The sequence below is a fragment of the Chryseobacterium arachidis genome, assembly GCF_900129245.1.
In the GTDB taxonomy this organism is placed as follows: Bacteria; Bacteroidota; Bacteroidia; order Flavobacteriales; family Weeksellaceae; genus Chryseobacterium; species Chryseobacterium arachidis.
In genome coordinates this window covers 529810-552745 of sequence record NZ_FQUT01000002.1, presented here as the reverse complement: position 1 = coordinate 552745, position 22936 = coordinate 529810, and the positions used below count along the sequence as shown (strand labels likewise).

General features: G+C 36.2%; 21 protein-coding genes and 1 tRNA gene. 13 read left to right on the top strand and 9 right to left on the bottom strand.

Going from position 1 to position 22936, the window contains the following annotated elements; translation table 11 throughout:
* On the top strand, nucleotides 1-201 hold a 201-nt coding region (locus BUA89_RS06260; RefSeq protein ID WP_143152271.1), incomplete at its 5' end, for a transposase.
* Between the two features lie 95 nt (nucleotides 202-296).
* Here the strand turns inward: BUA89_RS06260 and BUA89_RS06255 are convergent.
* The 3 genes from BUA89_RS06255 to BUA89_RS06245 form a co-directional block, all read right to left on the bottom strand.
* Nucleotides 297-373 (bottom strand) — tRNA-Asn (locus tag BUA89_RS06255).
* Nucleotides 374-454: 81 nt separating this feature from the next.
* Nucleotides 455-1804 (bottom strand): RIP metalloprotease RseP, encoded by a 1350-nt coding sequence (rseP, locus tag BUA89_RS06250; protein ID WP_072954202.1) that lies wholly within the window; start codon nucleotides 1802-1804, stop codon nucleotides 455-457.
* A gap of 104 nt (nucleotides 1805-1908) precedes the next feature.
* A complete protein-coding gene (locus BUA89_RS06245; RefSeq protein WP_072954199.1) occupies nucleotides 1909-2349 on the bottom strand; it encodes a DUF6646 family protein in 441 nt (146 codons plus the stop codon).
* Nucleotides 2350-2528: 179 nt separating this feature from the next.
* Here BUA89_RS06245 and BUA89_RS06240 point away from each other — a divergent pair, with 179 nt between their 5' ends.
* Entirely contained in the window at nucleotides 2529-3281 is a 753-nt protein-coding gene (locus BUA89_RS06240; RefSeq protein WP_072954195.1) for a nitrilase family protein, read from the top strand.
* A 114-nt stretch (nucleotides 3282-3395) separates the two neighbouring features.
* Here the strand turns inward: BUA89_RS06240 and BUA89_RS06235 are convergent, their stop codons facing one another.
* The 3 genes from BUA89_RS06235 to BUA89_RS06225 all read right to left on the bottom strand — a co-directional run bounded on the left by BUA89_RS06235 (nucleotide 3396) and on the right by BUA89_RS06225 (nucleotide 5640).
* A complete protein-coding gene (locus BUA89_RS06235; protein ID WP_072954192.1) occupies nucleotides 3396-3695 on the bottom strand; it encodes a thioredoxin family protein in 300 nt (99 codons plus the stop codon).
* 153 nt (nucleotides 3696-3848) lie between these two features.
* On the bottom strand, nucleotides 3849-4223 hold the full coding sequence (locus BUA89_RS06230) for a rhodanese-like domain-containing protein (RefSeq protein ID WP_072954189.1): 375 nt from the start codon (nucleotides 4221-4223) through the stop codon (nucleotides 3849-3851).
* 7 nt (nucleotides 4224-4230) lie between these two features.
* Nucleotides 4231-5640 (bottom strand): MBL fold metallo-hydrolase, encoded by a 1410-nt coding sequence (locus BUA89_RS06225; RefSeq protein WP_072954186.1) that lies wholly within the window; start codon nucleotides 5638-5640, stop codon nucleotides 4231-4233.
* Nucleotides 5641-5894: 254 nt separating this feature from the next.
* Here BUA89_RS06225 and BUA89_RS06220 point away from each other — a divergent pair, with 254 nt between their 5' ends.
* The 11 genes from BUA89_RS06220 to BUA89_RS06175 all read left to right on the top strand — a co-directional run bounded on the left by BUA89_RS06220 (nucleotide 5895) and on the right by BUA89_RS06175 (nucleotide 19130).
* Nucleotides 5895-7421: a helicase HerA-like domain-containing protein gene (locus tag BUA89_RS06220; RefSeq protein WP_072954182.1), complete on the top strand. Its 1527-nt coding sequence runs from the start codon at nucleotides 5895-5897 to the stop codon at nucleotides 7419-7421.
* A gap of 43 nt (nucleotides 7422-7464) precedes the next feature.
* Entirely contained in the window at nucleotides 7465-7815 is a 351-nt protein-coding gene (locus BUA89_RS06215) for a hypothetical protein (RefSeq protein WP_072954179.1), read from the top strand.
* Nucleotides 7816-9039, top strand: coding sequence for a 3'-5' exonuclease (locus BUA89_RS06210; protein WP_072954176.1), 1224 nt, complete (start codon nucleotides 7816-7818; stop codon nucleotides 9037-9039).
* 56 nt (nucleotides 9040-9095) lie between these two features.
* Nucleotides 9096-9254: a DUF5808 domain-containing protein gene (locus BUA89_RS23280; RefSeq protein WP_228420530.1), complete on the top strand. Its 159-nt coding sequence runs from the start codon at nucleotides 9096-9098 to the stop codon at nucleotides 9252-9254.
* A gap of 153 nt (nucleotides 9255-9407) precedes the next feature.
* Nucleotides 9408-10607: a diaminopimelate decarboxylase gene (gene lysA, locus BUA89_RS06205; RefSeq protein WP_178362435.1), complete on the top strand. Its 1200-nt coding sequence runs from the start codon at nucleotides 9408-9410 to the stop codon at nucleotides 10605-10607.
* Between the two features lie 47 nt (nucleotides 10608-10654).
* Nucleotides 10655-11068: a hypothetical protein gene (locus BUA89_RS06200; protein WP_143152270.1), complete on the top strand. Its 414-nt coding sequence runs from the start codon at nucleotides 10655-10657 to the stop codon at nucleotides 11066-11068.
* A gap of 199 nt (nucleotides 11069-11267) precedes the next feature.
* Entirely contained in the window at nucleotides 11268-13001 is a 1734-nt protein-coding gene (locus BUA89_RS06195; protein ID WP_072954167.1) for a thiamine pyrophosphate-dependent enzyme, read from the top strand.
* A 152-nt stretch (nucleotides 13002-13153) separates the two neighbouring features.
* Nucleotides 13154-15199, top strand: a complete 2046-nt coding sequence (locus BUA89_RS06190) for a prolyl oligopeptidase family serine peptidase (protein WP_228420531.1) — start codon at nucleotides 13154-13156, stop codon at nucleotides 15197-15199.
* Nucleotides 15200-15441: 242 nt separating this feature from the next.
* A complete protein-coding gene (gene scpA, locus BUA89_RS06185; protein ID WP_072954160.1) occupies nucleotides 15442-17559 on the top strand; it encodes a methylmalonyl-CoA mutase in 2118 nt (705 codons plus the stop codon).
* A 69-nt stretch (nucleotides 17560-17628) separates the two neighbouring features.
* On the top strand, nucleotides 17629-18120 hold the full coding sequence (locus BUA89_RS06180; RefSeq protein ID WP_072954157.1) for a hypothetical protein: 492 nt from the start codon (nucleotides 17629-17631) through the stop codon (nucleotides 18118-18120).
* A gap of 44 nt (nucleotides 18121-18164) precedes the next feature.
* On the top strand, nucleotides 18165-19130 hold the full coding sequence (locus tag BUA89_RS06175; protein ID WP_083531616.1) for a M28 family peptidase: 966 nt from the start codon (nucleotides 18165-18167) through the stop codon (nucleotides 19128-19130).
* Nucleotides 19131-19167: 37 nt separating this feature from the next.
* Here BUA89_RS06175 and BUA89_RS06170 read toward each other — a convergent pair whose 3' ends face one another.
* The 3 genes from BUA89_RS06170 to BUA89_RS06160 are packed head-to-tail and all read right to left on the bottom strand — an operon-like array spanning nucleotide 19168 to nucleotide 22414.
* A complete protein-coding gene (locus tag BUA89_RS06170) occupies nucleotides 19168-20328 on the bottom strand; it encodes an ABC transporter permease (protein ID WP_072954154.1) in 1161 nt (386 codons plus the stop codon).
* A 6-nt stretch (nucleotides 20329-20334) separates the two neighbouring features.
* Complete coding sequence (locus BUA89_RS06165; protein WP_072954152.1) at nucleotides 20335-20982, bottom strand: ATP-binding cassette domain-containing protein; 648 nt, start codon at nucleotides 20980-20982, stop codon at nucleotides 20335-20337.
* Complete coding sequence (locus BUA89_RS06160) at nucleotides 20975-22414, bottom strand: DUF4836 family protein (protein WP_178362434.1); 1440 nt, start codon at nucleotides 22412-22414, stop codon at nucleotides 20975-20977. Before BUA89_RS06160 ends, BUA89_RS06165 begins: the two co-directional genes overlap by 8 nt.
* Between the last annotated feature and the right edge of the window lie 522 nt (nucleotides 22415-22936).

Sequence of the window (22936 nt, the reverse complement as noted above, 5' to 3'; positions counted from 1 at the left end):
GAATCAGGCTTTAAATCTTTCACTACCTTAAAAAGAACGATTACCCGCCACTACAGCGATATTCTTAATTATTTTGAGAAGAGAAGCACTAACGCTTCAGCAGAATCCTTTAATGCAAAAATAAAAAACTTCAGAATGCAGCTACGAGGAGTAAGAGATAAATCGTTTTTCCTGTTCAGATTATCAAAACTTTTTGCTTAGTCCACAAGTTTTGTACTTGATCCCTTTTTTCGGCATAAATATGTTTTTGTACAAAAATAAACATAAAAAAAGACCTACATTTCTGTAAGTCTTTTTGGCTCCTCCTGCTGGGCTCGAACCAGCGACCCTCTGATTAACAGTCAGATGCTCTAACCAACTGAGCTAAGGAGGAATGTCCTTTGTTTTTAAGTGGTGCAAATATAGGACGAATATTTATACCCTGCAAATATTTTTTTAAATTTTTGTAAAAATATTATAATTTCCCTGCGAAGATCTTAAAGATGTCACTACCAAAGATCACTAACATTAAGCCTAACAGGAAGATAACTCCTATCATCTGTGCGTTCTCCAATACTTTTTGAGGAACAGGTTTTCCAACAATCATTTCATATAATGTGAAAATTACGTGTCCACCATCCAATCCTGGAATAGGAATTAGGTTTAAGAAAGCTAACCAAACAGAGAACATTGCTGTGAAGCTCCAGAAAGCAGGCCAGTTGATACCGATGCTTCCGTCAGCAGCTCTGTCTACAGGCATATTTTTTACAATAGCAATCGGTCCGCCTACATTTTTATACCCCTGAATTTTAGAATTAAACATAATTTTAAACTGCTTTACCTGCATGGTCAATGCCTCAATAGATCTTTCAAAACCTCTTGGGATAGCCTCTCCGAAAGAATATTTTTTATCTGTCATCACATCAGCTATTGCTTTCTGATCAACACTTACTCCTAATTTCCCATCTTTGCCTACAGATGCAGAAACTGTTTCTGGTTTTCCGTTTCTCAAAACTTCAATATTGACTGTTTTTCCTTTGTTTTCTAATAAAGTAGTACTTACTTCGTCAAAGAAAGGAGTCTGTTTTCCGTTAATTGCAACTACTTTATCTCCCTTTGTCAAGCCAGATACTTTTGCTGTCGGACTTGCCAAAGAATCAATAATCATAGGGAATCTTGGAGTGATATAAAGCTTCGCTTCTTTTTGTTTTAATACTTCAGCAACACCATCCTTGTTTACCGGAAAAGTAACTTCTTTACCGTTTCTAAGTACTGTAACGTTATCACCCAAAAGAATATTGATAGAAGCGTTTTCCAGTCTTTCAGCTGGTTTTCCATCGATAGTAATGATTTTATCACCATTCTGAAACCCCATTTTTCTGCCTGCTTCTGTTACGCCAATCCCATTATTGAACTTGGTAAGATCCGTATACATTTCACCATTGAAAAGCGAAAGACAGCTGTAAATTAACCAAGCCAGGAAAAAGTTTACCGTAACACCTCCCAACATAATAATCAATCTCTGCCAAGCCGGTTTTGCGCGGAATTCCCAAGGTTGAGCGGGCTGTTTCAATTGTTCGGTATCCATGCTTTCGTCTACCATTCCGGCGATTTTTACATATCCTCCGAAAGGAAGCCACCCGATACCATATTCGGTTTCACCTACTTTTTTCTTTACCAAAGAAAACCACGGATCGAAGAAAAGATAGAATTTTTCAACTTTGGTCTTAAACCATTTTGCGGGTAAGAAATGCCCAAGTTCGTGAAGGATTACCAGGATAGAAATGCTCAATATAAATTGAAACAGTTTGATTGCTATTTCCATTAATGCTTTTTATGTTTAATTTGCAAAGGTAACAATTATCAAAACTATGCCAAATAAAAAAGCTCCCCGAAACGAGAAGCTTTGTCATATAATGTGATGATTGCTTACAAATTAATCGAAACGCCAAGACTGCCATTGTTTCCGACTTCCGCAAAAACCCCTATTCTCTCGCTGAAAAAGTATCTGGCACCGATATGAGCCCCTAATCCAAAATTTCTTCCGACAACGCCTACATCAACGCCCGGATAAATATCCAGTTTTTCAGGTAATTGCAAAGCTTCCTTCAAATGGAAATTAACTCTTCCGAAAACAAAAGCGCGGTTTTCATCATCATTGTCTTTGTAATTATCAAAGTAAACGTTGAGACCGGCTCCCACGGAAATTAAATTATTTAAACCGTAATCATAGGTTCCTGTAATTCCTGTCCCATATCCCCAGGCACTCAGCCCCGCGTTGATTTTCTGATCTCCTTTTCCTGTCCAGGCTTGTGCATTTGTGGCTGCTCCCGCAAAAATAAGTAGGAACGTAAAAACCAATTTCTTCATAAATTTTACTTTTTACTAATTACAACTTTCTACAAAAGATATTATTTAATACATAAGTTTGATAGTATTAAAAAAAATCTTTTTCTTTTATGATTAAATTTTACTGAAATATCTTTATCAAAAATAGAACCGAAATTGCAGGAAAATCGTATTTTTATTGAAGTTTTTTAACCAACTTTATGAAGATCACAGGACTGAATTTAGATATTATCTGGAAAAATAAAACGGAAAATTTTCAATTTATAGAAAAAGAATTACAGAATCTGGAAGGTGATATTTTCCTTTTGCCTGAAATGTTTTCAACAGGTTTTTGTATGGAGGCGGAAGAAGTTTCAGACAGAAATCTGGAGTCGCTGGAGTTCTTAAAGAAAATGGCAAAAGAAAAAAATGCTGCTTTTTGTGGGAGTGCTCCGGTGGAAGATGGAGGAAATTTTTACAACAGAATGTACTTTGTTCAGCCGGATTCTCGGGTCGATTTTTATGATAAAAGACATTTGTTCTCATTTTCCGGAGAGGACAAAGTGTATACTCCAGGGAAAGAAAGGGTGATTGTAAATTATAAAGGATTCAGGATATTGCTGCAGGTATGTTATGACCTTCGTTTTCCTGTTTTTGCGAGAAATAATAATGATTATGATGCAATTTTATACGTGGCCAACTGGCCTGAAAAAAGGGTAGGAGCCTGGGAACATTTGCTGAAAGCAAGAGCGATTGAGAATTTGTCTTATGTTTTCGGACTCAACAGAATCGGGACGGATGGAAATAATCTTTTCTATCAGGAAAGTTCACATTGTTTTTTTGCGGATGGAACAGAAATTTCGCAGAAAAACGGAAATCTGGTAACTGCAGAATTAAATATAGAAGAATTGAAAGATTTCAGAAATCACTTCCAATTTTTGAATGATCGCGATTCTTTTTCGATTGAATTATAGCTTGTTCCACAGATTTCACAGATGTTAGATTTTATACAGAAAAATATACTCAACCATCTATAAATATCCGTGAAAACTGTTGGAGCATAAAAAAACTGTGAAAAAATCACAGTTTTAAGCATATTGTTGTAAAAGTTGTGTGAGTGTATTCACATCGTGCACACCACTTTCTTTATAGAGTAATTCTCCTTTTTTGAAGATCGCAAGCGTCGGAACACCCCGGACACCATATTGGCTGGCTAAAGCAGGGTATTGGTCTACATCTACTTTGATGATTCTTGCGCCTTCCCCTACATTTTCTTTTACTGTATTTAAAACCGAAGACTGCACTTTACATGGTTGGCACCAGGTTGCAAAAAAGTCGATTAAAACCGGTCTTTCGGAATCTATAATTTCCTGAAATTTTTGTGACATAGCTGAGTTTTTATTAGAAACACTTTAGTTTAGAAAGAGGTAAAGCTGAAATTTAAAATCACTTAAAAGAATGATTCGAAAGTGTCGAAACTTTGTGTCTTTAAAGATGCTTATTTTCTCAGTAAACTAAAGTGTGATTTGATTTATAATTAATTATTTTCCTGCATATTTTTCGTTCTGAATGGCTTTTACGTTTTGTAAACTTGTACCATCGTAAACTTCTACACCGTTTTTCTTTAAAATTTCCACTGCCTGATCAGCCTGAATTCCTTTATTGCAAAATACCACGACCTTTTTTCCTTTCAACAATTCAGCGCTAGTCTGAATTTCGGCTAAGGGAATGTTTATGGCATTTTTTACTGTTTCTTCCGCATACTGTTCCGGAACTCTTACATCCACCAAAACTACATCTGAACTGTTGATAACTTCTTTGATGTTGGCCTTTGGGGATTCTGTGCCGTTTGCTGTTTTACAGGCACTTATTAGAAAATTTGATGCAAGAATGATTCCAAAAATTTTCCCTTTCATTTTGTTTTTAAACTATTTTCGATTGGCAGACAAAATCAGAAGTCGGGAATTTTTCTGTTTTTTTAATTCCGTTGAACCCTCCTTCGATTTCTGTAAAGTTCCTGATTCCGTGTGAATTAAGGATGCTTGCTGCAATCATGCTTCTGTAGCCTCCAGCGCAGTGAAGAAAGAAATGCTCAGAGTCATCAATGGTATGTACCCAATCGCTGATTGTGTCCAAGGGTTTGCTGTAGGCATTATCAATGTGTTCTGCAGAATATTCTGTTGGTTTTCTTACGTCGATTACCTTTGAGTCTTTGTTGAATTGTTCTGCAAATTCTGCCGGAGAAATTCTTTTCACCTCATCGGTTTCTTTTCCTCCGTTTTTCCATGCTTCAAATCCACCTTTTAAATAGCCTAGAACATGATCAAATCCCACTCGGCTTAACCTTGTAATGGCTTCTTCTTCAGTTCCTTCATCAACAATTAATAATAAAGGATGTTTTACATCAACAATCAGGGTTCCAACCCAAGGGGCAAAATCTCCTTTTAAACCAATATTTACAGAGTTTGGAACAAAACCTTTGTGGAATTCGCCCGGGCTTCTTGTGTCTAAAATCAATGCTCCGGTTTCTTCTGCGTACGCTTCAAAATCTTCAACGGAAACTGGCGTTAACCCCTTATCCATAACGGTATCAAGACTTTCGTAACCGCCTTTGTTTAGAGCAACATTCATCCCGAAATATTTTGGTGGAGCCGTTAATCCGTCTAAAACCTCTTTAATGAAAGATTCTTTATCCGGTTGATTAAGAGCATAGTTTGTCTTTTTTTGGTTTCCTAAAATATCAACCGTCTCTTTCTGCATGTTTTTTCCGCAAGCTGACCCTGCACCATGAGCCGGATAAACGGTGATGCTGTCGTCTAACGGCAAAATTTTAGCATGAAGACTGTCGTATAAAATTCCTGCAAGATCTTCCTGGGTAAGACTTCCTGCTTTCTGGGCAAGATCGGGTCTTCCGACATCGCCTAAAAACAGAGTGTCTCCTGTGAAGATCGCTGTTTCAACACCATTTTCATCGATCAGAAGGTAGGTGGTGCTTTCCAATGTATGCCCAGGCGTATGTAGAGCTTTTATTTTTACTTTTCCGATTTCGAAAATCTGGTTATCTTCTGCGATGGTAGCTTCAAATTCAGGTTGTGCGGTTGGTCCGTAAACAATCGGGGCTCCTGTTTTCTGGCTTAAATCCAAATGTCCCGAGACAAAATCTGCATGGAAGTGTGTTTCAAAAATATATTTTAATGTTACATTGTCTTTCTCCAAACGATCCAGATAGGGTTTTACTTCTCTTAGTGGATCAATAATTGCCGCTTCATTTTCAGAGACGATATAATATGCGCCCTGAGCCAGACATCCTGTATATATTTGTTCAACTTTCATGATGTGATTGTATCCGTTTTAATGTTTTATTTGAAATACAAAAATCGTGTTTATTTTTTTAAAACAAGCTAAAATAAAAAAATCTATACTAATAGAATTAATCTATAAATACAGACGGACTCAATTAGCATTCTAAAATTCAAAAATTTAAATGTGAAGCTAAAGATAATTTTATATTTCCCATTGAAATAAAATCGTGATGACAGCCGTATTTTCGTTGTAAACTTTTTATATTTAACTGTTAAAAAAATCAAATGGCAGACAAAACACAATTTATCGAAGAATTAAATGCTAGATACACTCCGAAAGGAGATCACATTATATTAGGAAAAGGAATGTTGAACGGGGGAGTAGTTCCTGAAGTCAACGTTACGATTCCTTTAAAGACAATTAACCGTCACGGTCTTATTGCCGGAGCAACCGGAACTGGAAAAACAAAAACATTACAGGTTTTTGCAGAACAGCTTTCTCATCAGGGAATTCCTTCTCTGGTGCTGGATATTAAGGGAGATTTTTCGGGGATTGCAGAGGCGGGGACAGAGAATCCCGCCATTCGGGAGAGATACGCAAAAACACAGCTTCCTTACAATCCTCAGGCTTTTCCTGTGGAGCTGATGACGATTTCAGGAGAAAGAGGGGTGAAGCTGAGAGCAACCGTTACAGAGTTCGGACCTGTTTTATTAAGTAAAATTTTACAGTTGAATGATACCCAGCAAAGTATTATGTCTATTGTATTTAAATATTGTGATGATAAGGGATTGCCTTTAATTGATCTGAATGACCTTAAAAAAGTTCTGCAATACGTCACAGAAAATGCTCAGGGAAAAGCTGAGCTTTCATCAAACTACGGTTCAATCGCATCTGCTTCTTTAGGGGCAATTTTAAGATCGATCGTTGCATTGGAACAGCAGGGTGCTGCAAGTTTCTTCGGGGAATTAAGCTTTGATGTTCATGACTTGTTGGAAACAAGAGACGGAAAAGGCGTTGTGAATATTCTTAGAGTTGCTGATATCCAAAGTAAGCCGCAATTGTTTTCAACGTTTATGTTGTCGCTTTTTGCCGAAATCTATATGACTTTCCCGGAGGTAGGAGACAGTGGAAAACCGAAACTGGTTCTGTTTATTGATGAAGCGCATTTGATTTTTGATGAATCTTCAAAAGCGTTGGTTTCTCAGATCGAAACGATGGTAAAACTGATCCGTTCAAAAGGTGTCGGTATTTATTTTATTACACAGATTCCGGGCGATGTTCCTGAAGCAGTGCTTTCTCAGTTGGGATTAAAAATTCAGCATGCGTTGAGAGGATTTACGGCAAAAGATAAGAAAGAAATTTCAAAAGCGGTAGAAAATTATCCTACCACTGAATTTTACGATGCTTCTACTTTAATCCAGAATTTAGGAATCGGGGAAGCGTTTGTGACGGCTTTGGATGAAAAAGGAATTCCGACACCGCTGGTGCATACCTATCTAATTTCTCCGGAATCAAGAATGGATGTTCTGGATGATGCGGAAATCACGGCATTGACCAATAATTCTGCCTTAGTTGCTAAATACGAAAAGGTGGTTGATAATGAATCTGCCTACGAAATTTTAGTCAGCAGAATGGAACAGGCTGCTCAGCAGGCTGCTCCCGGCCAAAAAATAAAGCCGGTAAAAGAAGAGCCTGGAATGCTCGAACAGGTGTTGCAAAGTAAGGCGGGAAGAACTTTTACCAGTACATTAATGCGTGAAGGGGCAAAAGCTATTTTAGGGATGCTTGGTCTGGGCGGAAGAAGAAGGTAAGCAGGTGATAAATTTGTAATTTTTGGGAATTATAGGAATAAATATGAAAAAACTGGCATCATTTTACTTTATCGTGTTAGCTGCCCTTAATTTAATTATGGACAGTATTCATGTCGGTTTTCGTTTTATTGATTTAATTTTTCTTATTTTAGCAGGATTGCCTCTATTAGTCAACAGGAAATGGATGTACAAAATTTTTGGAGGAATTATTTCTCTAATCTGCTTCTATATTCTGGTTGCTGTTTTTATATCTAATTTGCAGTGGATTCAGCAAAATAAAACAGAACCGTTCTGGATGTATGGCATGGGTTATGTTATCAGCTTAATATCATTAAGTATGGGGCTTTTGATGATGAATATTGTAAAAATTAAAAAAGAAGTTGTAAAAATTTAAATGTATTCAATAATTGACATAGAGAGTAATGGTGCAGGTTACAGGAAAGAATGCATTATTGATGTTGCTATTTACAGATATGATGGTCAGAAGATTGTAGATCAATTCATTTCACTTGTAAATCCGGAAAGCGATATTACTCCTTTTGTGCAGAAACTTACCAATATTACTCCTAAAATGGTTAAAACGGCTCCGAAATTTCATGAAATTGCAAGAAGAATTGTTGAAATTACGGAGAGTACAACATTGGTAGGGCACAATATTGATTTCGATTACAGAATGCTTCGCCAATCCTTTCAAAGGCTTGGTTATGAGTTTAAAATCAATACGTTAGATACAATTCCTTTAGCTAAAAAACTTATTCCTGATGAGGTAAGCTATTCTCTCGGAAAACTGGTGAAATCTTTAGGAATTCCTCTTACAAATCATCACAGGGCGGAAGGAGATGCCCGTGCAACATTGGAATTGTTTAAGCTGTTGATTTCGAAAGATACTGAAAACGAAATTATTCAGAAGCAACACGATGAAACCAATGCGAAGACGTACATCAATAAAATCAAAGAGTTAACGCAGGATCTTCCGAACGAAAAAGGATTTGTCTATTTTCAGAATGAAGCCGGAAAAATAATTTTTTCCGATCATGTTCAGGATATCAATAAATTTTCGAAAAAGGTTTTCAATTCCAAGTCTAAAAAATGGGAAACCATTCAAAAAGATGTTGAGCAGATCAATTATGAACTTACGGGAACTGATATTATTGCTAAATTAATTCTTAACTCTAAAGGTATTAAGAAAAGAGATCCGTTGGCATTTGGTCTTTATTACAGAAACGACAAATATCTTGTTGAAAAAAATAAGCTGAACAAAGTTGAAAAACCCATTCTGAAATTCAGATCTTTCACACAGGGAGCAAAAGCGGTTGAGTTTATTACAAAGCTTGATGAATATAATGACATTGAAGTTTTCAAGAAAAAAATTGATTTTAAAAAAAGAAATGAACTTTGGTTGGGACAAGGCAGAAAATTAGGCGAAAAACTGTTTTTAATAATAGAAAACGGCAAAGTGGTTTCGTACGGTTTTTATGAACTGTTTACACAAATTCAGACATTAAGCAAGCTGTCTAAGTTAAAAATTGATTTGCAGTTTCAATCATCGGATTTGGTGAATGAACTGCAATTGGCTTTATTAAGAGGTGATTTCGAGACTCTTCCCTTACCGAAATAATAGTAATCATCATAAGATGACGGATCATTTAAAAAAAGAATCTTTCTCCATGGAAATTGGGGAACTTCTATTACAACAAAGAAGATAAGAGACTGTTTCCACCGAAGAAATTTGGTCTGGGATGGACCGTGAATTTTGCAAATCCTATTTCCGTCATTACGTTTTTAATAATTTTAACTCTAACTATTTTAATTGGAAATTGGCTGAAAGGATAGAATAAAATGCTTTTTTAGAAAGATTAAAAGTTTTTTATTCTTTTTAATTAAAAATTTAAGTATAATCTTCTATATGATTGATTTTAAATTATAAACAATTTCTCACTACCTTTGCACTTTCTTAATCAAAAAAGAAGTTTTACTTAATTTATTATGAATTCAAAAGATTTGCTAAAGATTGCCAATGAATTTGGTACGCCGGTGTATGTTTATGATGCGGAATCTATTAAAACTCAATACGAGAAACTTACATCTTCTTTTTTAAAACACACAAAGTTCTTCTATGCAGCGAAAGCACTGACAAACATCAACATCCTGAAGTATGTCAAGAACTTGGGCGCTTCTTTGGATTGTGTTTCGATTAATGAAGTAAAGCTTGGTCTTAAGGCAGGATTCCCGAAAGAAAAAATATTATTTACTCCAAATTGTGTAGACTTAGCGGAAATTGAGGAGGCAATGACGTTCGGAGTACATATTAATATCGATAACATCTCTATTCTTGAGCAATTCGGGAATAAATACGGAAATACATACCCGATTTTAGTAAGAATCAATCCGCATATTTTCGCGGGTGGAAATTATAAAATTTCAACAGGTCATATCGATAGTAAATTTGGTATTTCCATTCATCAGGTTCGCCACATCGAGAGAGTGATGAAGTCTACCAACCTAAATGTGGAAGGGCTTCACATGCATACAGGAAGCGAGATCAAAGATCCCGAAGTTTTCCTGCAGGCATTGGATATTATGCTGGAGTTGTCGGAACATTTTCCAAATCTGAAGTATCTGGATATGGGAAGCGGTTTCAAAATACCTTATCAGGACAGCGAAGAGGAAACAGACGTGAAAACGTTGGGTAAAAAGGTGGAAAAAGTAATCTCAGAATTTTCAAAATCAACGGGTAAAAAATTTGAGCTATGGTTTGAACCGGGGAAATTCCTGGTTGGAAAAAGTGGATATTTATTGGTGAAAGCTAATGTTATCAAACAAACAACGGCTACGGTTTTTGTTGGAGTAAACTCAGGTTTCAATCATTTAATCCGTCCGATGTTTTACGATTCTTATCATCAGATTGAAAATTTATCTAATCCAAAAGGGGCAGAGAGAATTTATACGGTTGTAGGAAATATTTGTGAAACAGACACTTTTGCCTGGGACAGAAAGCTAAATGAAGTAAGAGAGGGGGATACCTTGGTATTCCATAATGCAGGAGCTTATGGTTTCGAAATGAGTTCGAACTTTAATTCAAGATTAAAGCCTGCTGAAGTTCTTTTCTTAGACGGTAAAGCCCATTTAATAAGAAAACGAGACGAATTTGAAGATCTTTTGAGAAATCAGATTGAAGTATTGTAAATTTTCCTCAAAAAAAGTATCTTTATAGAACAAAATATCAATGTTTTATGAAAAAAATACTTTCGATAGTGGCAATAATGAGTTTTGCTTCAGCCTTTTCTCAGCAGACAAAAATAGATGTTAAGGCTGATAAAGATCAGATAGAAAAAGTTTATCCTAACGGGCTTGATAAATTTAAGCAGGATTTAGCGGGAAATTTACAGTATACCGCCAATGCTTATCAGGTCTTAGGTGATTTTAAACTTGATTTTTCCGTTGATGAAAAAGGTAATATTTCAAACGTGAAAATTTATCCCGAAATTTTTGATTTAACTTTTGAAAGAGAAGTGAAAAGGGATTTTTCAAGAATGAAAAAGCAATTTACATCTGGAAAAAAAGAGAATGTTTCTGTTGGATTAAGCTTTTCAAGAGGATATAAATCTTTTGATGACAGAGTAAATTTAACGGCAGATAACAGATGATAAACTTTGAAAAATAATAGAAAAGACTTTGCTTTCTGCAGGGTCTTTTTTTTTGCTTTTATAAGGAAATTTTAATGTCGGGAAGTATCTAAAACATTTATTATTCCCTAAATTTGATAAAGAATAAGTGTCTTGAAAGAGATATTTAGTTCATTCCTATCCAATTTTCCAAGTCCAAACAACCATCAAAAATATTATTATGGCTAAAAATGTAGCAGAGCAAATTGTTGAAATGCTCGAAAATGCAAATGTAAAAAGAATATATGCGGTAACGGGAGATAGTCTCAATCATCTGAATATTGCCGTGAAAAAAAGCAGCATTGAGTGGATTCATGTGAGGCATGAAGAGGTTGGTGCTTATGCGGCGGCGGCAGAAGCAGAACTCGATGGTTTTGCGGTTTGTGCGGGAAGTTGCGGTCCCGGGCACGTTCATTTAATTAATGGGGTTTATGAAGCGCATCGTTCTCATGTTCCGATGTTGGTGATTGCTTCTACGATTCCGAGTGAAGAAATGGGAATGGATTATTTTCAGGAAACCAATACCATAAAATTATTTGACGACTGCAGTCACTATAACCAAATGATTACAAGGGCTGAGCAGGTTCAAAGAACTGTGCAAACGGCAATTCAGCATGCGATTTCCAAAAAAGGAGTAGCGGTAATTGGTCTTCCGGGGGATATTTCCGAGTTGGATGCTGAGGAAGCTGCTACGTCCAATAAAATATTTAAAACAAATCCAATTATTCGTCCTTCTGATGATGAATTGGCTCAATTGGCAGGTTTAATTAATGAGAGCGAAAAAGTTACCATTTATTGCGGAATCGGTGCTGAACACGCAAATGTTGAAGTTATAGAGTTGTCGAAATATTTAAAAGCTCCTGTAGGATATTCTTTCCGTGGGAAAATGGCAATTCAGCCGAATAATCCTAATGAAGTAGGGCTAACGGGTCTGCTAGGTCTGCCTTCAGCTTATCACGCAATGCATGAAGCAGATTTGCTGATTCTTTTGGGAACCGATTTTCCATACCAGAAATTCATGCCTGTTAAAAATAAAATTGTTCAGATTGATGAAAGCCCTGAGCGATTGGGAAGAAGGGCAAAATTAGAGTTAGGGTTAACAGGTGATGTGAAGGAAACTATTAAAGCATTATTACCTTTGTTAAAAGAAAAAACGGATATTCATTTCCTGAATCAGCAATTAGAATTCTATGGAAAAGTAAAGGAAACTCAATTGACTTATGTAAAAGATTCGGGAACGGAAAATGCCATTCAGCCCGAATTTGTAGCCTATACTTTAGATAAATTAGCTAAAAACGATGCCATTTTCACGGTTGATACAGGGATGTGCTGTGTTTGGGGTGCAAGATATATTACAGGAACGGGTGCAAGAAAAATGTTAGGTTCATTTAATCACGGTTCGATGGCAAATGCAATGCCCATGGCGATTGGCGCTTCTTTAGCTCATCCGGAAAGACAAGTAATTGCAATGTGCGGAGATGGCGGATTATCAATGTTATTAGGAGATATGGCGACTATTTTCCAATATAAATTGCCTGTAAAATTAATTGTTTTCAACAACAGAGCGCTGGGAATGGTAAAGCTCGAAATGGAAGTGGGCGGAATGCCGGACAATGAGACAGATATGATTAATCCTGATTTTGCAATGATTGCCCATGCCATGGGATATCCCGGGAAAAATGTTCACAAACCTGAAGAAGTGGAAGCTGCCATTAAAGAATGTCTTGACTATAACGGGCCATATCTGTTAAATATTTTCACCAATCCAAATGCATTGGCATTGCCTCCCAAAATCGAATTTGATCAGGTTATTGGCATGACAAAATCTATGGCGCAGCTTATGCTTGGCGGAAAAATGGAGGAAGCTTTGGATACGGTAAAAACGAATTATAAGCATATTAAAGGGTTGTTGTAAAATGCTCAAAACTAAAAAGGCTACTGTTTTCCAGTGGCTTTTTTCTATTTAATTCAGATTCCTTATTTTTGAGAAAATAGTGTACTATGAATTTCAGACCAATTTTATTAACTGCCGGAGTTTTGTTTTCGGCTACATTGTATTCGCAAAAAATGAACTATCCTAAAGCACTAAAAGGAAAACAGACAGATACCTATTTCGGAACCGCAGTTGCAGATCCATTCAGAGACTTGGAAAACGATTCTCAGGCTACAAAAAAATGGGTGGATGAAGAAGTAGCACACAGTCAGAACTATCTTTCAAAAATTCCTTTCAGAGATGAAATTAAAAATCAGTTGAGAGATATCTGGAACTATGAAAAAATTTCAGCACCGTTCAAAGAAGGAGATTATACCTATTATTATAAAAACGACGGACTACAGGCGCAGTCGGTTTTGTATCGAACAAATAATAAAACAAAAGCTACGGAAGTTTTTCTTGATCCAAACAAATTTTCAGAAAAAGGAACGACTTCGCTTTCTCAGTTGTCTTTTAATAAAAAAGGAAATTTAGCGGCGTATTCTATCTCTGAAGGCGGAAGCGACTGGAACAAAATCATTATCATAGACGCTGTTACAAAAAAACAAATTGATGAAACGTTGTTTGATGTTAAATTCAGTGGAATTTCCTGGCAGGGCGATGAAGGCTTCTATTATTCAAGTTATGATAAACCGAAAGAAGGAACCGTACTTTCCGGAATGACCGATAAGCACAAAGTCTATTTTCATAAATTAGGAACAAAACAATCCGCAGATCAATTGATTTTTGGTGGTGATAAAACACCAAGAAGATATTTAGGCGCAGGGGTTTCCGAAGATCAGAGGTATTTAATTATTTCTGCAGCTAATGCAACGAACGGGAACGAATTGTACATTAAAGATTTAAAAAACGGCGGTGATTTTGTTCAGATTAACAAAGGTTTTGATATCAATGTAAGCATTGTAGATACTCAGGGCGATGATCTTTATATTTTCACAGATAAAGATGCTCCAAATATGCGTCTGGTAAAAACAACCATTAAAAATCCGTCCCCTGAAACATGGAAAGATGTTATTCCTCAGACAGAAAATGTTTTGGGAATCAATACAGGAGGAGGATATTTTTTCGCAACTTACATGATCGACGCGATTGATCAGGTAAAACAATACGACAGAACGGGAAAATTAGTTCGTGAAATTAAACTTCCAGGAAAAGGAAATATTTCAGGATTTGGAGGTAAGGAAAAAGAAAAAGAACTGTATTTTTCATTTACCAATTATATCACACCGGGAACAACGTATAAATTCAATGCAGATTCCGGAGCATCAGAAGTTTATCAGAAACCAAAAGTGAAATTCAACCCTGATGATTATGTTTCCGAGCAGGTTTTCTACACTTCAAAAGACGGAACGAAAATTCCGATGATGATCAACTATAAAAAAGGGACCAAGCTTGATGGGAAAAATCCTACAATTCTTTATTCTTACGGAGGTTTCAACATCAGCTTACAGCCTGCTTTCTCTGTAGTAAATGCAATCTGGATGGAAAATGGAGGTATTTATGCGGTTCCAAACATTCGTGGTGGTGGTGAATACGGAAAAAAATGGCATGATGCAGGAACTAAAATGGACAAGAAAAATGTATTCAATGATTTTATTGCGGCTGGAGAATATCTTCAGGGTAAAGGGTATACTTCAAAAGAATTTATGGCGCTTTCCGGAAGATCGAACGGAGGATTGTTGGTCGGAGCAACGATGACAATGCGTCCTGATTTAGCAAGAGTAGCTTTCCCTGGAGTAGGGGTTTTGGATATGTTAAGATACAACAAATTCACAGCCGGGGCAGGTTGGTCATACGATTATGGAACGGCGGAAGACAGTAAAGAAATGTTCGAATATTTAAAATCTTACTCTCCGGTTCACAACGTAAAAGCAGGAATATGCTATCCTTCCACAATGATTATTACAAGTGATCACGACGACAGAGTAGTTCCGGCACATTCTTTCAAATTTGGTGCGGAATTACAGGAAAAACAAGCTTGTAATAACCCGATTTTATTAAGAATTGAGAAAAATGCGGGCCACGGAGCGGGAAGATCAACAGAGCAGGTGATAGGCGAAAATGCAGATCTGCTTTCTTTTGCTTTGTATGAAATGGGGATTAAAAAGGTTGGAAAATAGCTTAAATATATTGAGAGTGATATTTTAAAAGATGAATATCAATAGAAACGGGCTTTAGTCCGTTTTTTTATTTTAAACAATTTAATTGACTTTAGCCGAAACTTATTCTTCAAAACAATCTTCATAATCATGTGTTCAAATCCGAAATCATTGTGGCTAAAAATTAAAAAATCAACTAAAAATTAACTCAAATTTATTATTTCAAAAATGTGTAATTTTAGCCATCTAATAAATCTGAACATATGAGAAGGGAAGTTAAAAATAAAACTCCTCAATTTAATATAACTGAAAAAAATACGGAAATCTACTTCTTTGAAAAAGATGGATTGCAACTGAAATCAGCGTATAAAGATGAAGATATAAAGAATAAAACCATCAGTGATGGTTCTCCGGGAATTGAACCTTATTTAAGAGGTCCGTATTCTACAATGTATGTTCAGAAACCGTGGACGATTCGTCAGTATGCAGGTTTCTCCACAGCAGAAGAATCCAATGCTTTTTACAGAAGAAATTTGGCGGCTGGGCAGAAAGGGCTTTCGGTAGCATTCGATCTGGCGACACACAGAGGATATGACTCGGATCATGCGAGAGTGGTTGGTGACGTTGGAAAAGCAGGAGTTGCGATTGATTCTGTGGAGGACATGAAGATTTTATTTAATGAAATCCCATTAGATCAGATTTCAGTTTCTATGACGATGAACGGGGCTGTTTTGCCTATTTTATCTTTTTACATTGTGGCGGCAGAAGAGCAGGGCGTTTCTCAGGATTTACTTTCAGGAACCATTCAGAATGATATTTTGAAGGAATTCATGGTGAGAAATACATACATTTATCCACCTGCACCTTCCATGAAAATCATTGCTGATATTTTCGAATATACTTCTCAAAATATTCCGAAATTCAATTCAATCTCTATTTCAGGATATCATATGCAGGAGGCCGGAGCAACACCCGTTCTGGAAATGGCTTATACATTGGCAGACGGACTGGAATATGTAAGAACAGGAATAAAAGCAGGAATGAATGTCGATGATTTCGCGCCAAGATTATCCTTCTTCTGGGCAATCGGAATGAATCACTTCATGGAAATCGCAAAAATGCGTGCAGCAAGATATATTTGGGCTAATTTGTTGCAACAGTTCAATTCTCAAAATCCAAAATCTTTAGCCTTAAGAACCCACTCCCAAACTTCGGGTTGGTCTTTAACAGAACAGGAACCTTTTAATAATATTACCAGAACAGCAATTGAAGCATTGTCTTCAGCGTTGGGAGGAACTCAGTCTTTGCACACGAATGCTTTGGATGAGGCCATTGCGCTTCCAACAGATTATTCGGCTAAAATTGCGAGAAATACACAGATTATTCTTCAGCAGGAAAGTGGAATTTGCGATGTCGTAGATCCGATGGGCGGCAGTAATTTAGTGGAATCTTTAACTCAGCAAATGATTGAAGAGGCCATGAAATACATCGATGAGGTGGAGCAGGAAGGCGGAATGACAAAAGCCATCGAAGCCGGAATTCCAAAGATGAGAATTGAGGAAGCTGCGGCAAGGAAACAGGCAAAAATTGATAGTGGTGAAGAATTTATTATCGGTGTAAATTCATTCAAATCAGCTTTAAAACAAGAAGCTATTGAAATCTTAGATATTGATAATACGGAAGTTCGTAGAAAGCAGATCGAAAGATTAGAGTCCATTAAATTAAACAGAAATTCCGAAGCGGTAGAACAGATTTTAAATGAAATCAGAGAGTCCGCAAAAACCGGGAAAGGAAATCTTTTGGCATTGTGTATCGAAGCAGCTCGCAGAAGAGTGACGCTGGGAGAAATGAGCGATGCCATGGAAGAAAGTTTCGGAAGATATAAAGCCAACATCAGAACAATCTCAGGAGTTTATGCCATGAATGCAGGGAAAAACGAATATTTTGAAAAAGCATTACACCTTACTCAGAAATTTGAGGAAGAGGAAGGTCGCCGGCCAAGATTAATGGTGGCAAAAATGGGACAGGATGGTCACGACAGAGGGGCAAAAGTAGTAGCAACAGCATTTGCAGACATGGGCTTCGATGTTGATGTGGCGCCGTTATTCCAGACACCGGAAGAAGTGGCAAAACAGGCGGTTGAAAATGATATTCATATTTTGGGAGTGTCTTCTTTGGCGGCAGGTCACAAAACATTGGTTCCGCAGGTTGTTGACGAATTGAAAAAGCTTGGTGCAGATGATATTACGATCGTTGTGGGTGGCGTAATTCCACAACAGGATTATGAATTTTTGTATGCCAACGGAGCCGACTTTATTTTTGGCCCCGGAACAAATCTTCCGAAGTGTGCGGTAGATATTTTGGAGAAATTTTTAAACTAAATTAACGTTTTTCAAAACATAAGTTGCACAGCTTTTGTACTGTAAGCCATAACCACAAAACAAAATATTATGGCTTATACAGTAGTTTCAGTATTTCCGCAGACTGTAGATACAGAGGAAATTAAAAAAGATTTAAGAGAAAAAGGATTTAACGAAGCAGATATTATTGTTTCCAGATCAAATGTTGAAACGGGACTTGATGATTATCAGGAAGACGCGCAGACGAAAGGTTTTTTTGATTATGTTTTTGCCCACGACGCCGAAATGTTGAATGCTTACAGAACACACAGTGTCGGGAAAAGCAATGTTGTTGTCTATGCAGATGACCTCGAGCGAGCAAAACTGGCAAAAGCTGTTCTTGATGAAAAAGGAGCTCTTGAAGTATATAGAAAACCTTCGGATCAGCAGAAAGATATTCCTGATGGAATGACCGAGCAGGAGTACAACGGGATCATTGCAAAAGCAAGACACAATATTTATTTCCTTGATCCTGAAAGAACATATAGCCCAAACAGCAGAGGGATGGAAGATACGATGGATGATTTGGGTTCAAAAGATTAAACTCAATTAACCATTTATCATACACAATGAATTTTAAAAATATAATGAAGCCTACGAGAGGGAAATTTTTTCTTCTTGTAGGCTTTTGCTTTGTAGCGCTTTTTCTGTCCGGAACTTTTAAAGAGAAAGTTGATTTGAATAAAACGAGTGTCACGGCGGATATCAATTTAGTTAATCAACATTTGCATGCCCTTGTTGAAACTCCAAAATTTCGGAATCATCAAAATCCGGAACAGCTGAATTCTATTGCCGATTATATTTTTAAAAACTTTAATCAATATGCCGATGAAACTACTTTTCAGGAGTATAAAGTGAATGGCAGAACTTATAAAAATGTGATCTGTTCTTTTGGAACCGAACATCAGAAAAGAATTATTATTGGGGCTCATTATGATGTTTGTGGGGATCAGAAAGGTGCGGATGATAACGCTACAGGAGTAACGGCTCTTTTGGAATTAGCCAGAATGCTGAAAGGACAAAAAACGAATTACAGAATTGATCTGGTAGCTTATACGCTGGAGGAACCGCCGTTTTTCAGAACTGAAAATATGGGCAGTTATATCCATGCAAAATATCTTAAAGACAATAATATTGAGGTGTACGGGATGGCAAGTGTGGAAATGATAGGCTATTTTAAAGATGAAAAAAATTCCCAGAGCTTTCCGGTCGGTGCACTTTCATGGATTTATGGAGATAAGGGAAATTTTATTACTTTGGTTAAAAGATTTAGTGGTTCCGGGAAATTTGTGCGAAATTTTATTGCTCATTTTAAGGAATCAAAACAAATAAAAACCGAAACTTTTCCAGCTCCAAAGTTTGTAAAAGGAGTAGATTTTTCCGATCATCTGAATTATTGGAAGTTTGATTATCCGGCCTTAATGATCACAGATACCTCATTTTTTAGGAATAAAAATTATCACGAGCCCACAGATACTTTAGAAACGCTCGATTTGCAAAGGATGACAAAAGTAATTGATGCTATTTTTATCAGCTTGATTCATCTGAAATAATTAAAAAAGGACTACCAATATGGGTAGTCCTTCTTATTTATATTTTCCATGATTTTATCAGCCAACGATAGATAAGTTCTTTCACAAAGAAATAAACCAAGACCGGAATTATTATAATTGCCGTCCAAAGTAATGGATTAATTGACATTGATAATAGCCCGTTTGAAACATTGGATTTGGCAAGGAAATACTGTCCTGTTGCAATGAAGGCTAAACTCAGAATCAAAACAATCATTAAATTGATGCTGAAACGTTTGCTGATATCGCTCACCATCTTTTTCGGAGAATACCCCAAGCTGTTTTTAATGGAAACTTCTTCCTGCTTTTCTAAAAACTGAATTTTAATAAAGCTTACAATAATATAAAGGCATAATGCAAAAATGAAAATCCCTAAAACCGCAATCGCCTTTAAAACAAGGAAAAGCTTAGATTTTATCTTTGCAGAACGCAGGCTTTCCTGATTAGATTCGTAATTGTTTTCTTTCATTTTCGAGATCAAACCTTCGTCGCCGGAATCTTTTACCTGAACCAAAACACGATTGTAGATTTTCGGTTGATTGGCAAGCTGAGGTTTTTCAACCAAATTCAAAGAATCCAGAAATTTTTTAGGAATCAAAACAGAATGAATCCTGTCTGAAAGTCCTACCATTCGTCCTTTATACGTTTTGTTTTGCTTATTAACGGTAATATTGATGTTCACCTCAATTTTCTTGGCAAAATCTTCCGAAATCTGTGGTAAGCCTTGATTTAAAGCAAATCCGTAGTTATACAAATTCAGATATTCCCTTGAAATAATAATGGGAATTTCGTCGCCTTTTACCTGAAATTCTTCTTCTGTTAATGGTGCGTCAATTGCTTTTAGATCCAGTCCTTCAAAATACAGATCCGTATAAAAAGGAATAAAATCGCCGCCGTTTGCAGAAGCTTTGAATTCGTTAGCCGAAAAAGGATAAACATTTTTAATTTCCTCCCATTTTTTCAGCTTGGCAATGTCATTTTCATTAAAGCCGAGAAGTTCTTTTCTTCCGATATTATCAGGTGTAATTTTTTTACTGAAAGTCAGCCAATAATTGCTGTCACTACTTTTATTTCCGAAAAGCCTGTTGGCATTTTCATACAATTGCAGGCAGGAAAGCACCAGAATAAATGCAATAAATAAACCTGCATAAAGGATGATTGAGTTAAAAATCTTCTTCATACGCTTTTATAAATGAAGAATTTGATAATCATGTTCAAAAGGAAATTCATTCAGTTCAAAAAATATGACTGAACTTCCGCTTTCTTGGGAAACCTCGTTGATCAATGAAAAAGCGATCTTTTTATTGTTCAGATCCAGATGACTGAAGCATTCATCGTAGATCAGAAAATCTGTAGGATTGATTAAACTTCTAACAATTGCGCTTCTCTGTCTTTCTCCATAAGAACAGTTTTCCGCTTTTTTCTGTAAAAGGTTTTGAATTCCCAGCTTTTCTGCATATTCTTCCATTTTAGGAATGAATTTCTTTTGGTCTTTATTAAAAACACGCAACAGAATATTTTCAGAAACGGTAAGGTTTTTAATTAATCTTACATCCTGAAAAAGCAGGCTTACGTCGTCTTTTCTGTGCTCAACAATTTTCTCAAGATGAAGGTTTTTCACAACCTGTTGGTCGTATTTTATATTGCCTTCGTATTGAAAATGCGTACCCAGAATTGCAGTAGCAAGCGTAGATTTTCCACTCCCGGAAGGTGCGACAATCAGGAATTTATTTCCTTTCTGAAAAGAAACAGTTCTGTTCCAGATCTCAGATTGTTCGATATTTCTGGGAGTGAAATATTTTGGTGAAATATGTTCTAAAACAATATTATCCATTCATTATCAAATAATACAGCGAGTTTTCGTCTTTTTTATCTAAAGTAAATACGGTTTTAGAAACCAGGTTTCCGCCGTCTTCTTTAGATTCGTTAATCAGATTGACAACTTTTACTGTCGCATTTTCTTTTTCATTGTAATCATGTCCGTCTGACCATGAGTAAGCTGTTACACCAGATTTTTTATCAAGTTTAGAATTTTTTCCGGCCTTTTTGTTCTGGAACTGATAGATAACGTTATTATCGTCGGAAAAGATCACTTCATTTGCTCCGATCATATATTTCTTGCTTTGTCCGATAGGCCCTTGAAGCAGAGTGGTAAGGTTATCTTTTTTCTTTGGATCAAATCCTAAAACCAATGCATTATTTCTTGGCTGATAATACTCCATTGTATCCGCAGCAGCTGTTGTTTTAAAATCGATAAAAGCGTAATCTCCTGTGAATGTAGAAGTAATATCTTCTAACGTTTTGTTTGTTGATGCTAAATAATTGTTTACTGTAGCTTCAAAACCAGCTTCTTTGATCAGATATCTCATGAAATCTAAACTGAAAAATCCTACTGTGAAAGATTTTGCATTATCCAATTCAACATTTTTTACAAGATCGTAGTTTACTTTATTTTTATCGTAATATTTTTCAACGATCTTCTTCATATCATTGTTGAAGAATGTTTTCGTATCCATTTCAGAAGTTCCTTTGTCAAAATTAAAATCAAAACCAATTCCGGAATCTTTGATCAACTTATTGACAGCAAGTGTCTCAATATATCCTTTGGAAACGTAGCTGGCTATAGCACCCAGATTTGCCCATCCGCTGATGTCCTTATTATCAACTAAAGATTGGTTAACCTGATCTTTAATTGTCGTGCTTGACGTTCCTTTTCTTGCCCAGAAATCTGTAAAATATTTCTCATTAAGCTTCGGAGCATTGTCCACAGAACCGCCCATTCCTCCGTATCCTGCGTAAGGATTGTACGATTTTTCACTTGATACGATTGCCAAGTCACCTTTGATGCTGCCCGTTAATTTTCCGTCAACATAAATATAATCTTTAGCATCTATCGTTACCTTACTTTTTGTAAGATCAGACATGCTTTTCTGGAATTTTGCCTTATCGCTGATCCAGAAAAAAGCTTTTGCATCAGGATCGGAAGTAGATTTACCCTGATCGATAATAAAATAAAGGGGTTTATCCGTATCAATTCCGGATTCTTTTGGTTTGCTCACCAACTGTAGAAAAAATTTTTCGTCGTCTTTGATATCTTTCTTTTCCTTTAAAATCTTGTCAACAGGAATTTTATCTGAAATTGACTTCAGATTCACTCGGGAAAGCCCCAATGTGGTGTCAGTTGTGTAGTTAAGAATGTCATTATTCTTGTTAGAATTACAGGAAAAAAGAATTGCAAATGCAAAGACGTAAAATAATGATCTCATTAAAGTGTTTTTCATAATTATTAAGTATAAGAAAGCAAATATAACATTTTGAATCGAATATGTCTCATTAGGAGTGAAATAACAAAAAATTAAAAAAAAGTTTTGATATTCGGAAAATTGTATATCTTTGCAGCTGAAAATCAAGTTTAACCATTTAAAAACAACGAAGCAATGTTCAAATTTAATCTACATTCAACAGTAGGATTGCCTTTTGCAAAGGCGAGACTTCGTGGTTTGGTATACGCTTAGAATAATAGTACAACGAAATATCAAAACCCGGAGTCGTAAGATTTTCGGGTTTTTTATTGCGCAATATTTCAAACTCAAATCAGTTTCCCCGAAATCTTTTTTATAAAATTTTTTGGAATCTTTTCGAATAAAGTTTTTTAGGAGCTTTATCCCGCTTTCCGCTGTATCTTTTTCATTACGGCCTCCGCTTCGCTGCGGCCGCAACAAAAAAGGATGTCGCTGCAATCGGGGCTAGGAAAAGGTTACCGCTTAAATAAACCTCATAGGTTTCAA

What these genes read in the sequence shown, in the direction of transcription:
- BUA89_RS06210 (WP_072954176.1), top strand. Translation starts at nt 7,816, where the DNA reads ATGTATTCAATAATTGACATAGAGAGTAATGGTGCAGGTTACAGGAAA.
- BUA89_RS06180 (WP_072954157.1), top strand. Translation starts at nt 17,629, where the DNA reads ATGGCTTATACAGTAGTTTCAGTATTTCCGCAGACTGTAGATACAGAG.
- BUA89_RS06175 (WP_083531616.1), top strand. Translation starts at nt 18,165, where the DNA reads ATGAAGCCTACGAGAGGGAAATTTTTTCTTCTTGTAGGCTTTTGCTTT.
- BUA89_RS06215 (WP_072954179.1), top strand. Translation starts at nt 7,465, where the DNA reads ATGAAAAAACTGGCATCATTTTACTTTATCGTGTTAGCTGCCCTTAAT.
- BUA89_RS06195 (WP_072954167.1), top strand. Translation starts at nt 11,268, where the DNA reads ATGGCTAAAAATGTAGCAGAGCAAATTGTTGAAATGCTCGAAAATGCA.
- lysA (WP_178362435.1), top strand. Translation starts at nt 9,408, where the DNA reads ATGAATTCAAAAGATTTGCTAAAGATTGCCAATGAATTTGGTACGCCG.
- BUA89_RS06245 (WP_072954199.1), bottom strand. Translation starts at nt 2,349, where the DNA reads ATGAAGAAATTGGTTTTTACGTTCCTACTTATTTTTGCGGGAGCAGCC.
- BUA89_RS06165 (WP_072954152.1), bottom strand. Translation starts at nt 20,982, where the DNA reads ATGGATAATATTGTTTTAGAACATATTTCACCAAAATATTTCACTCCC.
- BUA89_RS06170 (WP_072954154.1), bottom strand. Translation starts at nt 20,328, where the DNA reads ATGAAGAAGATTTTTAACTCAATCATCCTTTATGCAGGTTTATTTATT.
- BUA89_RS06190 (WP_228420531.1), top strand. Translation starts at nt 13,154, where the DNA reads ATGAACTATCCTAAAGCACTAAAAGGAAAACAGACAGATACCTATTTC.
- BUA89_RS06200 (WP_143152270.1), top strand. Translation starts at nt 10,655, where the DNA reads ATGAAAAAAATACTTTCGATAGTGGCAATAATGAGTTTTGCTTCAGCC.
- BUA89_RS06235 (WP_072954192.1), bottom strand. Translation starts at nt 3,695, where the DNA reads ATGTCACAAAAATTTCAGGAAATTATAGATTCCGAAAGACCGGTTTTA.
- BUA89_RS06160 (WP_178362434.1), bottom strand. Translation starts at nt 22,414, where the DNA reads ATGAGATCATTATTTTACGTCTTTGCATTTGCAATTCTTTTTTCCTGT.
- BUA89_RS06240 (WP_072954195.1), top strand. Translation starts at nt 2,529, where the DNA reads ATGAAGATCACAGGACTGAATTTAGATATTATCTGGAAAAATAAAACG.
- BUA89_RS06220 (WP_072954182.1), top strand. Translation starts at nt 5,895, where the DNA reads ATGGCAGACAAAACACAATTTATCGAAGAATTAAATGCTAGATACACT.
- BUA89_RS06225 (WP_072954186.1), bottom strand. Translation starts at nt 5,640, where the DNA reads ATGAAAGTTGAACAAATATATACAGGATGTCTGGCTCAGGGCGCATAT.
- BUA89_RS06230 (WP_072954189.1), bottom strand. Translation starts at nt 4,223, where the DNA reads ATGAAAGGGAAAATTTTTGGAATCATTCTTGCATCAAATTTTCTAATA.
- scpA (WP_072954160.1), top strand. Translation starts at nt 15,442, where the DNA reads ATGAGAAGGGAAGTTAAAAATAAAACTCCTCAATTTAATATAACTGAA.
- rseP (WP_072954202.1), bottom strand. Translation starts at nt 1,804, where the DNA reads ATGGAAATAGCAATCAAACTGTTTCAATTTATATTGAGCATTTCTATC.